This is a genomic window from Polaromonas sp. JS666 (genome assembly GCF_900103405.1).
GTDB lineage: Bacteria > Pseudomonadota > Gammaproteobacteria > Burkholderiales > Burkholderiaceae_C > Polaromonas.
Genome location: NZ_FNHX01000001.1, coordinates 99,969 through 112,570, shown reverse-complemented (window position 1 = coordinate 112,570; position 12,602 = coordinate 99,969). Strand labels below are relative to the sequence as shown.

Genomic DNA, 12,602 nt, shown 5'->3' with positions numbered 1-12,602 from the left:
GATGTGAGATAGCCCGCCGGCCCGGCGCTTAACGGCCCTTGCGGCCGGAAGGCTTGCCGCCCGCGCCCTGGGCCAGCGGCGGCAGGCCGGTGTGGCGTGTCAACAGGCGGCCCTTGACCACTGGCGCAGCCTTGGCCGGGGTGGCGGAGGTGGCCGTGGAGTTCTTGCGCCGCGCGCTGGTATAGCTGCCGTCGGTCAGGGGCTGGAAGGTCGGGATCAGGTGGTGCTTGCCGTTGCCTATCAGGTCGGCCCGGCCCATGGCCTTGAGCGCCTCGCGCAGCACCGGCCAGTTGTTGGGGTCGTGGTAGCGCAAAAAGGCCTTGTGTAGCCGGCGGCGGCGTTCGCCGCGCACGATGTCCACCGTCTCGCTGTCGCGTGTGATCTTGCGCAGCGGGTTTTTGTTGGTGTGGTACATGGCCGTGGCCGTGGCCATGGGGCTGGGGTAGAAGGTCTGCACCTGGTCGGCCCGAAAGCCGTTCTTCTTGAGCCAGATCGCCAGGTTCATCATGTCTTCGTCGCTGGTGCCCGGGTGGGCCGCGATGAAGTACGGGATCAGGAACTGCTTCTTGCCGGCCTCCAGCGAGTACTTCTCGAACATCTGCTTGAACTTGTCATAGCTGCCGATGCCGGGCTTCATCATCTTGGTGAGCGGGCCCTGCTCGGTGTGCTCGGGCGCGATCTTGAGGTAGCCACCCACGTGGTGGGTGACGAGCTCCTTCACGTACTCGGGGCTTTGCACCGCCAGGTCGTAGCGCAGGCCGGAGCTGATGAGGATTTTTTTCACGCCCTTCAAGGCCCGCGCGCGGCGGTACATCTTGATCAGCGGGTTGTGGTTGGTGTTGAGGTTGGGGCAGATGCCCGGGTACACGCAGGACGGCTTGCGGCAGGCGGCCTCGATCTCGGGCGACTTGCAGCCTATGCGGTACATATTGGCGGTGGGCCCGCCCAGGTCGGAGATCGCGCCGGTAAAGCCCTTGACGGTGTCGCGTATCGCCTCGATCTCGCGGATCACCGAGTCCTCGGAGCGGCTCTGGATGATGCGGCCTTCGTGCTCGGTGATGGAGCAGAAGGTGCAGCCGCCAAAGCAGCCGCGCATGATGTTGACCGAAAAGCGGATCATCTCCCACGCGGGAATCTTGGTCGCGCCGTCGTGGCTGCCGTTTTCGTCGGCGTAGCGCGGGTGCGGCGAGCGGGCGTAAGGCAGGTCGAACACATAGTCCATCTCGGCCGTGGTCAGCGGGATGGGCGGCGGCGTGATCCAGACGTCGCGCGCGGTGGCGCCTTCGCCATGGGCCTGCACCAGCGCGCGCGCATTGCCGGGGTTGGTTTCCAGGTGCAGCACGCGATTGGCGTGGGCATACAGCACCGGGTCGCTCTTGACCTGTTCGTAGGACGGCAGGCGTATCACGGAACGATCGCGCGGCGGAACCTTGATCTTGCCCTGCGCGGTATGCACGGTGGACGGGAGATTGGGGTTGGCCACAAAGGTCAGCGGCTTGATCGCCGGGTTGGCCGCGGAGCCTGCCGATTCGGCCTTGACCGCCACTTCGGCCGCTTCGTCTTCGCGCGCGCAGCTGGCGCCCTGCTCGCGCGCCTGGTCGGAAATCATCAAATACGGGTTGACGTGGGCCTCGACCCGGCCCGGCGTGTCCACGCTGGTGGAGTCGATCTCGAACCATCCCTGGGCGCTTTCGTCGCCGCTGCGGCGTATGAAAGCCGTGCCGCGCACGTCGGTGATGCTGGCGACCGGCTCGCGCGCGGCCAGGCGGTGGGCGATTTCGACGATAGCGCGCTCGGCATTGCCGTAAAGCAGCAAATCGCATTTCGCGTCGACCACCACGCTGCGGCGCACCTTGTCGGACCAGTAGTCATAGTGCGCGATGCGGCGCAGCGAGCCTTCTATGCCGCCCAGGATGATGGGCACGTCCTTGTAGGCCTCGCGGCAGCGCTGCGAATACACCAGGGCCGCGCGGTCGGGGCGCTTGCCGCCCACGTCGCCGGGGGTGTAGGCGTCGTCGCTGCGTATCTTGTGGTCCGCCGTGTAGCGGTTGATCATCGAGTCCATGTTGCCGGCGGTCACGCCGAAGAACAGGTTGGGCTTGCCCAGCACGCGGAAAGGATCGGCGCTGTGCCACTCGGGCTGGGCGATGATGCCCACGCGAAAGCCCTGCGCTTCGAGCATACGGCCTATGACAGCCATGCCGAAACTCGGGTGGTCCACATAGGCGTCGCCCGTGACGATGATGATGTCGCAGCTGTCCCAGCCAAGCGCGTCCATCTCGGCCCGGCTGGTGGGCAGAAACTTGGCCGTGCCGAAGCGGGCCGCCCAGTACTTGCGGTAGCTGGTCAGCGGCTTGGCGGCGCGCGTGAAGAAGGAGACGTCGACGGGGGCGTTCATGGGGGCTTTGTAGGGCCTGTTAACCCTGTGTTTGCAAATGCGAATGGGGTGAAAACGGTGCCAATCAAGACGCGCGACGACGCGCAGACCGGGTGTCTGCGCTAGGAGCGCAACGCCGAGTGGCGCCGTTTTCACCCCATTCCCTCCGGGTTGCGATCAAAAAGGCCTTGCGCGGCGTTGCAAAGCCTCGGCGGGGTCTACCCCGCCTGCGTTTTGCGCCTTGCTCAAGGCCTTTTTGACTCGCAACGCATCTTGCAAACACAGGGTTAACAGGCCCTAACCCTCTATTCTAAGGTTTACCCTGAGTTTTGCCCCTTTATTCAGCATTTAAGCCCTACAAAGGCCTTGCCGCAGCCGCCCGGTGTGGTTTATCGGGGCGATTGGCCCCTCCTCGGCCCCGAATCAGCCATGCACCTGCCGGCTGTCGGCCGGTGCTTCATCCCGCTCATTCAGACCGTAATCGCGCAGCACATGGGCCACGCGCAGCCGGTAGTTCTCAAACACGCCACCGCGCCCGCGGCTTTGCGCCTGCCTGTGGCTTTCCAGCTTGCGCCACTCCAGCACGGCCGCCTCGTCGCGAAAGAAGGACAGCGACAGCAGCTTGCCCGGCGTGCTCAGGCTTTCAAAACGCTCGATGGAGATGAAGCCGTCGATTTTTTCGAGCTGGGGCCTGAGCGCCGCGGCGATGTCGAGATAGGTCTGCTTCTGGCCCTGGGCGGGCTGGACTTCAAAAATAATCGCGATCATGGGGGCCTTCCTGGTGCTTTATGGGTTGCTGCGATGCTCGCATCAAGCGGTGAAAACCGGAATGCGGGCATTCATGGAGGGACGATAGTCCCAGCGGAACGACGCGGCGTCTTTGAGCCGCCCCGATACCAGCAAGGCCCGGATAGCCGCCGCGGCGATGGCGCAGGCCAGCGCCTGGCCCGGACACTGGTGGGCACCGTGGCCAAAGCCAGGCACCTGGCGATCAGGGCGCTCCAGCAAAAACTCATCGGGCCTGGGGTTGCACGCGGGGTCGCGGCCCGCGGCGGCCAGCAGCACCAGCACCACATCGCCGGCCTGCAGCGAAACACCCGCCACCCGGCTGGCTTCGGCCACAAAACGGCGCGTGTTGTGGATGGACGGGTCATGACGGCTGACTTCATGAACCATCTGCAGCAGCTTTGAGGGTTCGCGGGCCATGGCGTCCAGCAAGCCGGGCTGCGTGGCCAGGGCCGTGATGCTGTTGCCGATCAAGCCGGCCGTGGCCTCATAGGTCTGAGACAGCAGGCCCACCGCATTGCATAGCAGCGCCCGCGCATCATGCCAGCCGGCCTGCGCCGCTTCTTGCTGCAGGCGCGCCAAGGCGCTGCCGGGCTGGGCGCCGGCGGCCTTTACCAGTTCCGCAAAGCGCGACAGCAAGGCCGAAGCGGCATTGCCGGCCGACACGAGCTGGGCCGGCGTGCTGAGCGGCGACAGGCAGGCGACAAAATCCGCCATCCAGCGCGCGACCTGAGGCAGTTCGGCCTCGCCAAAACCCAGCAGGTCTGCCACCGCCATCACGGGCACCTCAAAGGCCCAGCGCGAAAGGGCCTCTCCCCTTAAGGCGCCCTCCCCGGCGGTTTGCAAGGCCAGCGCTTGCGTTCTTGCCTGTACAGGATCGAGATCCACCGCCGCCAGGAAACGCTGCAGCGCGAGCTTGGGCGCGCCATGCCGCAAGCCCTCGTTCATGCGCACCAGATGGCCGAAAACCTCGCCGGCCGCCGAGCCGACGATGGCTGAGGGAACTGGCTCAGAAACAGGACGCACGCGGCAGGCCGGATTGCCCAGGACCGCCTTGACGCTGGCCGCGTTGCTCGCGATCCAGAGTTTGCGCGGCGCATCAAACACCAGCGCAGGGCCCGCGGCCAGCGCCGCGTAATAGGGATAAGGATTGCGGTGGGCGGACGCCGCGAGGATGTTGTCAGGAGTCGGTTCGGGGTTCATGGCAAGCATTTTTGCCGCAAACACCCACCCCATGCTTCGCCCACGAACGAAGCATCAGCGCCTTGAACTTAAGCGCGCGCCGGCAGCACCTGCCCGCGGCATTCACCAAATCCTATGCGTTGAAAGCCCTCGCGCTCACACCAGGCGCGCAGGATGATGGCATCGCCGTCCTCGAGGAAAGTGCGCGTCTGGCCATTGGCCAGCGTCACTGCCTTCTTGCCGCCGGCGCTGAGCTCCAGCAGCGAGCCGGCCTGCTCGGGCCGCGGGCCGGACAGCGTGCCCGTGCCCAGCATATCGCCGGGCTGCAGGTTGCAGCCGTTGATGGTGTGGTGCGCGAGCATTTGCGCGACTGTCCAGTAGGCGTCGCGGTAATTGGACTGCGACAGGCGCTCGGGACCCAGGCCGGCGTCGCGCATGGCCTGGGTCTGCAGCCAGACTTCGAGCTGCACGTCCAGGCTACCCTGTTGGCGGTTGCCCGGCGAATCCAGGTAAGGCAAAGGCTGCGGGTCGCCCTCGGGTCGGGTAAAGGCCGCGCGAAATGGCGCGAGTGCCTCCAGGGTGACGATCCAGGGCGAGATGGTGCTCGCGAAATTTTTGGACAGGAAGGGGCCCAGCGGCTGGTATTCCCAGGCCTGCACGTCGCGCGCCGACCAATCGTTGAGCAGCACCAGGCCAAAAGCATGGGCCTCGGCCTGCTCCATGGCCACCGGTTCGCCCAGGGCATTGCCCTGCCCCACAAACACGCCGAGCTCCAGCTCATAGTCGAGCCGGTGGCTGGGCCGCAACAGCGGCAGCTCTTCATTAGGCCCCTTGGTCTGGCCCTTAGGCCGCGGGAACTGCTGGCCGCTCACGCCTATGGACGAAGCGCGGCCGTGGTAGCCGATGGGCACCCATTTGTAATTGGGCAGCAACGGTGCGTCGGGGCGGAACAGCTTGCCCACCGTGGTCGCATGGTGGATGCCGGTGTAGAAATCGGTGTAGTCGCCGATGCGGCAAGGCAGGTGCAGCGTGGCCGCGTCCTGGCGGTGCAACAAACCCGCCCACTCGCCCTGCTTCGCGCTGCCCTCGGCCAGGCCTTGCGAAATCGCGGCCCGCAGCGCGCTCATCGCCTGCGGGCTTTGTGCCATCAGCGCATTCATGTCGCTGGCGTCCGTCAGCCCGGTTGCACGCAGGTCCAGCACCTGGTCGCCGATGGCAACACCTATCTTGCGCTCGCCCTGCGGCGTGAGGCTGTAAGTGCCAAAGGGCAGGTTCTGGATGGGAAAATCGCTCGCCTTGTTGGCGGATGTCACCCAGCTGCGCAGCTGGGGGTCATGGGTGGCGTTCAGGAGTGTCGTCATGGTCGGCTTAAAAATGAGGTTTCGGCATCAGCCTTTGAACTGGTCCTTGAGCCCGGCCCAGCAGCCGGCATAAGCGGCGTCCAGCGCCCCGCCCTGCATGGCATAGGCCGTGGGCACAAAGCGGTAGCGGCTTTCGAACATAAAGGCCAGGGTGTTGTCCAGCTTGTGCGGCTTGAGGTCGGCCGCGCTGGCTTTTTCAAAGGCCTCAGCGTCGGGGCCGTGCGGCACCATGCAGTTGTGCAGCGAGGCGCCGCCGGGCTTGAATCCCTCGGGCTTGGCGTCGTACTGGCCGTAGACCAGGCCCATGAACTCGCTCATGAGGTTGCGGTGGTACCAGGGCGGGCGGAAGGTGTCCTCGGCCACCAGCCAGCGCGGCGGAAAGATCACAAAGTCGCAGTTGGCCGTGCCCGGCGTGTCCGAGGGCGAGGTCAGCACGGTGAAGATGGACGGGTCCGGATGGTCGTAGCTGATGGAGCCTATGGTCATGAAATGCGCGGTGTCGTACTTGCAGGGCACCAGGTTGCCGTGCCAGGCCACCACGTTGAAGGGGCTGCGCGGCTGCGTGGTCGACCACAAACGGCCGCCGAACTTCTTGATGATTTCGTAGCCTTTGCCAGGCTCGTCATCGGCGTCAAACGCCGCCACGGGCGCGAGGAAATCACGCGCATTGGCCAGGCCGTTGGAACCTATGGGGCCCAGCTCGGGCAAGCGAAAGTGCGCGCCGTAGTTCTCGCAGATGTAGCCGCGCGAGGCGCCGTCGGGCAAGCCCACGCTGAAGGCCATGCCGCGCGGCAGCACGGCGATTTCACCAGGCTTCACGTCCAGGATACCCAGCTCGGTGGTCAGCACCAGCCGGCCCTGCTGCGGCACCAGCAGCATTTCGCCGTCGGCATTGACCAGCGCGCGCCGCGCCATGGAACGGTTGGCTACATACATATGGGCGGCCATGCCGGTCTGGGCCTCGGCGTCGCCGTTGGCCGCCACGGTGCGCAGGCCGTCGACAAAATCCAGCGGTTCCGCGGGAATGGGAAACGGGTTCCAGCGCAAGGGATCGGGCGGCACGGCCATGCCGCCGGCGGCGCCCGTGGTCCACTGCGGCTGCGCATAAGGCTGGTAGCCGCCCACCACCACCGAGGGCTGGCGGCGGTACAGCCAGGTGCGGCGATTCTCGGCGCGCGGCGCGGTGAAGGCCGTGCCGGATATCAACTCGGTGTACAGGTCGTGCGGCGCGCGCTGCGGGCTGTTGCGGCCTTGGGGCAAGGCACCAGCGACGGCTTCGCTGGCGAATTCATTGCCGAAGCCGGACTGGTAGCGCAAGGGGGTGTTCGTGTTCATTGCGGTTTCTCCAAAATTCCCATGTCATTCTTCGCCGGCGTCTTCAACCGCGCCGCCGTCGGCCCTGGCCTTGGCGATCAAGCGGTCGAAAAAATCGCTGAGCTGCTCGCGTTCGGCCGCGCTCAGCACGCCAAAAATATCCTGGTTGCGCCGGCCCACCAGTTGCATGGCGCGCTGCCAGGCGGCCTTGCCCTTGGGTGTCATGGTCAGCACCACGCCGCGGCCATCGGTCGGGCTGGCGGCCTTGACGACCAGGCCCTGGTCGACCAGCGACTGGGCGGCCCGGCTGGCCTGGCCCTTGTTGAGGTTGGCTTTTTGCGCAAGGTCGTTGACCGACAGCGGCGCGAAGGTGCCGACCGCCGTGAGGCAGCGGCCGTCGCTCATGGACAGCCCGGCCTCGGCCACATAGGCACGCTGGCTTTCCAGGTCGGTCAGCTTGTGCAGCAGATGCAGGCGGTAGGTCAGGGTTCTGTCGAGCTTGATCATGCGGGCCACCGGTTGATTTATTGGTTGCGCCCGCAACTATAAACCCATCCGGTTGCGCGCGCAACCATTTAATCGACAGCCTCCGGAAGGCCCGGAGGCAGTGGCAAACCCCTGCGCCTAGTTGCGCACCACGGTCATCTGGCCGCGCACTTCCCCGCCGGGATAGGCGGCGGTGTGGACGTTGGCGTACCAGCGGCCGGCCAGCAGGTCGGCGGCCTGGGCGGCCGTCAGCGTGGCGCTGCCATCCAGGGGGCTGCGCATGGGGCCGGCCCATGGCAGGGCCACGCCGGCGTTCGCACCTATGGCCGCGGGACCGTGGAAATGCCCCGCCGTGGCCGGGCCCGTCAGGCCGGTGTAGCTGACCTTCCAGCGCAGCAGGTTGGTGTTTTTGTCGAACACCGCGTCGACCTGACCACTGCCTGTGCTGGCATTGGCCGGTACCTCGTTGGCCCCGCGCAATTGTGTGGTCATGGCCACCAGGTTGGACTGGCGGTCCATCACGCTGCAGCCCGTGAGGGCGGCCGCGGCCATGGCCACGGCGGCAAGGGACAAACGGGCGGCGGTGCGGCGGGTCGGCATGGTCGGCTCCTTGAAACAGGAGCCGATTGTGCGTGGCGTGCCCGCGGCCTGCCCGTAGGACAAACCCCATGCGGGCGGTGGGTTCCGGACGACATGCCGGCGCCGCGGCCGCGCCCGCCCGCAAGCCCCGCAACCCTCACAAAAGCCGCCGTCCTACGAAAGGGCTCTTGGCAGGCCGACACAGGCGCGCGGGCACGGCTCCCACACTGATTTACCTAGACCTTCATCAGGAAAATCCCATGACATCCCGCGTTCTCTGGAAAGGCGCCATCAGCTTCGGCCTGGTCCACATTCCCGTCGCGCTGCATTCGGCCACCTCCGAAAGCGGCATCGACTTCGACTGGCTGGACAAGCGCAGCATGGACCCAGTGGGCTACAAGCGCATCAACAAGCGCACCGGCAAGGAAATCAGCAAGGAGAACATCGTCAAGGGCGTCGAATACGAGGACGGCCAGTACGTGGTGTTGTCCGAGGAAGAAATCGCCGCCGCCTACCCCAAGACCACCCAGACCATAGAGATCGAAAGTTTTGTGCCCAACACCGAGATTCCTTTTGTCTACCTGGAGCGGCCCTACTACGTCGCGCCCATCAACAAGGGGCAAAAAGTCTATGCCCTGCTGCGCGACACCCTGCTGAAGACGCAGCGCGTGGGCATTGCCCGCGTCATCATCCAGACCAAGCAACATCTGGCCGTGCTGGTGCCGTCGGGCCCGGCGCTGGTGCTGAACCTGTTGCGCTGGGGCGCCGACATCCGTTCACTGGAAGAGCTGAACTTGCCCCCCGTGGGCGCCAAGGCCGCGGGCCTGTCCGACAAGGAGCTGGCCATGGCCAAACAGCTGGTGGACGACATGACTGGCCAATGGGACCCCAAACAGTTCACCGACTCCTTCAAGGACGACATCATGGCGCTGGTCAAGCGCAAGGCCAAGGAAGGCAAACTGGAGAGCGTGGTGCAGCCGGAAGAATCTGAGGAGCCCGAAGCCCGTTCCGGCGCCAAGATCATTGACCTGACCGAGTTGCTGCAGCGCAGCCTGCGCAAGGGCGGCGGCGATGCGCCCAAGGCCAAGGCCGCCGCCAAGGCGCCCACACGCAAAAAACCCGCGGCCAAAACCAGGGCGCATGCCCCCGCAAGGCGGCGCGCCGCCTAGGCGGCTCCACGCGCAGCCCTGGCCATGGACGACCGCGATTCCCTCAAAAGCTACCGCGCCAAGCGCGACTTTTCGCGCACACCCGAGCCTGCGGAAGGCGGCACGCGCTCGGACAAGTCTCTGCGCTTTGTGATCCAGAAACACGACGCGCGCAACCTTCATTACGACTTCCGCCTGGAGCTGCAGGGCGCGCTCAAAAGCTGGGCCGCGCCCAAGGGCCCCAGTCTGGACCCGGCCGTCAAACGCATGGGCGTGCGTGTCGAGGACCACCCGATTTCCTATGCGGGGTTTGAGGGCAGCATTCCAGCCAGACAATACGGCGCGGGCGATGTGATCGTCTGGGACCGGGGCCTCTGGACGCCGCACGGAGACCCGGCCAAGAGCCTCAAGGCCGGCAAGCTCAAGTTCGAACTGCACGGTGAAAAGCTCAAGGGCGGCTGGACCCTGGTGCGCATGCACGGCCGCGGCGATGAAAGCCACGAGCCCTGGCTGCTGATCAAAGAACACGACGAACACGCCCGCCCGGAAAAAGACTACGACGTGCTCCAGGCCCTGCCCAACAGCGTGCTTTCGGGCCGGCCCCTGCCGCGTGACGCCGCGGAAAAACCCGGCAAGGCGTCAGGCAAGGCCGCGGCGAAGAAAGCCGCGCAAACCGCCGCCGATACTCCGGAAGGCGCCGTTAAGGCCAAGCTGCCCGAGCTACTGACGCCACAACTGGCCACGCTGGTGGCGGCGCCGCCTGCCGACCCGCAAGGCTGGGCCTATGAAATCAAGTACGACGGCTACCGCCTGCTGGCACGCATAGACGGGGACTCGGTTCGCCTCATGACACGCAACGGCAACGACTGGACGCACAAACTGCCCCGCCTGGCCGAGGCCGTGGCCGCGCTGGAGATTCCCTCGGGCTGGGTGGACGGCGAGATCGTGGTGATGAACGAGCATGGCCTGCCCGACTTCGGCGCGCTGCAAAACGCGTTTGACCATGCGAGCACGGCCCGCATTGTGTACTACGTGTTCGACCTGCCCTACTTCGATGGGCTGGACCTGCGCCGGCTGCCGCTGTCGCAGCGCCGCGAACTGCTGTGCGCGCTGGTCACCCGCCATCCGCAGGAGGGCATACGTTTTAGCGACACGCTTGAAGCATCGCCGCAAGACCTGCTGGTGTCGGCGCGGCGGGTCGGCCTTGAAGGCGTGATCGGCAAGCGCGTGGATTCGGCCTATGTCTCGCGCCGCTCGCCGGACTGGATCAAGCTCAAGACCCAGTTGCGTCAGGAGTTCGTGATAGGCGGCTACACAGCCCCCAAGGGCTCGCGCGCCGGCCTGGGCGCGCTGATGCTGGGTGTGCACGACGAAGACGGCGCACTGAAGTACGCCGGCAACGTCGGCACCGGCTTTAACGACAAGGTGCTCAAGGACCTCAAGGCGCGGCTGGAAAAAATCCATACGGAGCGCAGCCCTTTCGCGAAGCTGCCGGCCGGCGTCAAAGGCCAGTTCGTCAAGCCGCAGCTGCTGGCCGAAGTCGCTTTTGGCGAATGGACGCACGGCGGCCACATCCGCCACTCGGTGTTCCAGGGCCTGCGCAGCGACAAGCCCGCCAGCCGCATCCTGCGTGAAAAACCCGCCGCCCTGAAAAGCGGCCAGAAAGGCGCCGCCGTGAATCCTGCGAAAAAAAACACTCCGGCCGCGCTGAAGTCCCTGCGCATCACCCACGCCGACCGAGTGATCGACAGCAGCACCGGCTTTACCAAACAGAATGTGGTCGAGCACTACGCGCAGGTCGCGTCACTGATGCTGCCGCATCTCAAGGCCCGGCCGACCGCACTGGTGCGCGCGCCTTCGGGCATAGGCGGCGAGCTGTTCTTCCAGAAGCATGCCGAGGCCGCCTCCATCCCCGGCATCAAGCTGCTGGACCCGGCGCTCGACCCCGGCCATGAACCGCTGCTGGAGATTCCCTCCGCCGCCGCCCTGCTGGCCGCCACGCAGCTCAATGTGATCGAGTTCCATACCTGGAACGCCACCACGCGCGCCATCCACAAGCCGGACCGCATGACTTTTGACCTGGACCCGGGCGAAGGCGTGGCTTGGCCGCAGGTGCAGGAGGCCGCGCAGCTGGTGCGCGCCTTTCTCGACGAACTCAAGCTCTCCAGCTTCCTCAAGACCAGCGGCGGCAAGGGCCTGCATGTGGTGGTGCCGCTCAAGCGGCAATACGACTTCGACACGGTGAAGGACTTCTCGCATGCGCTGGTGCTGCACCTGGCCGCCGTAATTCCGCAGCGCTTTGCCGCCAAGAGCGGCCCCAAAAACCGTGTCGGCAAGGTTTTCCCCGACTACCTGCGCAACGGCTTCGGCGCGACCACGGTATGTGCCTGGTCGCTGCGTGCGCGGCCGGGCATGGGCGTGTCGGTGCCGGTGGCCTGGGACGAACTGGATTCGCTGACCGGCGGCGCGCACTGGACGGCCCAGACGCTGGGCGCCCGCCTGGCCGTCGGCAACCAGCCCTGGGACGCCTACGAGGGCTCGCGCAACGGCCTGGCGGCCGCGATGAAGCAGCTCGGTTTCAAGCCGGCAGCGCAGGCCAAATAAAGGTCCATCTGAAGGTCCAGCCGGCTGTCATCCGCCTCCTACACACGCAGGGCCCGCGGCCCGACATGGCGAATGCGGGTGCGGTTTTACATTGGCTTCATGGCGGTTTCATACCGTCATTTCGCATTCAACCCAGTCATCTTTTCAAGGAGAACCGGTATGCCATCCAAGCAGAATGATCAGAAAAGAAACAACCCCCAAGCCCAGGACAAGCAGCAGCAACAAGGCCAACGCAACCAGCCCGGCCAGCAGGACAGGCAGAACATCAACCAGTCCAGCGATGCGCAACTGAACCAGGGCCAGGGCAACCAGCGCCAGCCTGGGCAGCAGGGCCAGCACGGCAGCGCCCGGGACAATCCGCAAAAGCAGTCGGAGCGCGATGAGAACATGCAGCCCGAAGATTCGGGCAGCCGGCAATCGGGCCGCAGCAGCAACTGATAGAGCGCCGTGCGCGCCTTCCAGCCAGGAAGACAGCCAGCGGAGGCCATGCGCCTCCGCTTTTTTGCGTCCCCAGGACGGGACTTGCGAGGCAGCCATGAACCAGCCCGATGAAATGGATCTGACGCTTTACCTGCAGACCGAAGGCCGCCGGCTGGCGGCGGAACGGGTCAGGCAGCATGCCGCCACCGACAAGGCCAGGCCATCGCCCACCCAGCAGCAGTGCACGGCTGCACAGCCCGCGCGCAGCCTCAGCGAAGCCCTGCAGCGCATGGGCGTGGGCAGCGCGCACCCGCGCCGCCGCCTGTAGGCGGTGTAGGTGGCCAC

Annotated in this window: 11 protein-coding genes; 4 read left to right on the top strand and 7 right to left on the bottom strand. The window is 65.8% G+C overall.

From position 1 onward, the window contains the following. Positions 1-28 precede the first annotated feature (28 nt). The 7 genes from BLQ85_RS00545 to BLQ85_RS00515 form a co-directional block, all read right to left on the bottom strand. Complete coding sequence (locus BLQ85_RS00545) at positions 29-2,398, bottom strand: YgiQ family radical SAM protein (protein WP_074574134.1); 2,370 nt, start codon at positions 2,396-2,398, stop codon at positions 29-31. 402 nt (positions 2,399-2,800) lie between these two features. Further along, positions 2,801-3,145: an antibiotic biosynthesis monooxygenase family protein gene (locus tag BLQ85_RS00540; protein WP_007865191.1), complete on the bottom strand. Its 345-nt coding sequence runs from the start codon at positions 3,143-3,145 to the stop codon at positions 2,801-2,803. Between the two features lie 42 nt (positions 3,146-3,187). Then, positions 3,188-4,366 carry a cytochrome P450 gene (locus BLQ85_RS00535; protein WP_074575074.1) on the bottom strand — a complete coding sequence of 393 codons (1,179 nt, stop codon included), beginning with the start codon at positions 4,364-4,366 and terminating at the stop codon, positions 3,188-3,190. A gap of 68 nt (positions 4,367-4,434) precedes the next feature. Beyond that, positions 4,435-5,706: a fumarylacetoacetase gene (fahA, locus tag BLQ85_RS00530; protein ID WP_074574133.1), complete on the bottom strand. Its 1,272-nt coding sequence runs from the start codon at positions 5,704-5,706 to the stop codon at positions 4,435-4,437. 27 nt (positions 5,707-5,733) lie between these two features. Next, positions 5,734-7,041, bottom strand: coding sequence for a homogentisate 1,2-dioxygenase (gene hmgA, locus BLQ85_RS00525; RefSeq protein ID WP_074574132.1), 1,308 nt, complete (start codon positions 7,039-7,041; stop codon positions 5,734-5,736). Between the two features lie 24 nt (positions 7,042-7,065). Beyond that, positions 7,066-7,527 carry a MarR family winged helix-turn-helix transcriptional regulator gene (locus tag BLQ85_RS00520; protein ID WP_074574131.1) on the bottom strand — a complete coding sequence of 154 codons (462 nt, stop codon included), beginning with the start codon at positions 7,525-7,527 and terminating at the stop codon, positions 7,066-7,068. Positions 7,528-7,644: 117 nt separating this feature from the next. After that, the gene (locus BLQ85_RS00515) at positions 7,645-8,106 is read right to left on the bottom strand and encodes a CHRD domain-containing protein (protein ID WP_074575073.1); all 462 of its coding nucleotides are present in this window, start codon (positions 8,104-8,106) and stop codon (positions 7,645-7,647) included. 239 nt (positions 8,107-8,345) lie between these two features. Between BLQ85_RS00515 and BLQ85_RS00510 the strand changes: the two genes are divergently transcribed. The 4 genes from BLQ85_RS00510 (at position 8,346) to BLQ85_RS00495 (ending at position 12,585) form a co-directional block, all read left to right on the top strand. Next, entirely contained in the window at positions 8,346-9,254 is a 909-nt protein-coding gene (locus tag BLQ85_RS00510; RefSeq protein WP_074574130.1) for a non-homologous end joining protein Ku, read from the top strand. 24 nt (positions 9,255-9,278) lie between these two features. Continuing rightward, positions 9,279-11,837, top strand: a complete 2,559-nt coding sequence (ligD, locus tag BLQ85_RS00505; protein WP_074574129.1) for a DNA ligase D — start codon at positions 9,279-9,281, stop codon at positions 11,835-11,837. 159 nt (positions 11,838-11,996) lie between these two features. Continuing rightward, complete coding sequence (locus tag BLQ85_RS00500) at positions 11,997-12,275, top strand: hypothetical protein (RefSeq protein ID WP_074574128.1); 279 nt, start codon at positions 11,997-11,999, stop codon at positions 12,273-12,275. Between the two features lie 97 nt (positions 12,276-12,372). After that, entirely contained in the window at positions 12,373-12,585 is a 213-nt protein-coding gene (locus tag BLQ85_RS00495) for a hypothetical protein (protein WP_074574127.1), read from the top strand. The last annotated feature ends 17 nt before the right edge of the window (positions 12,586-12,602 follow it).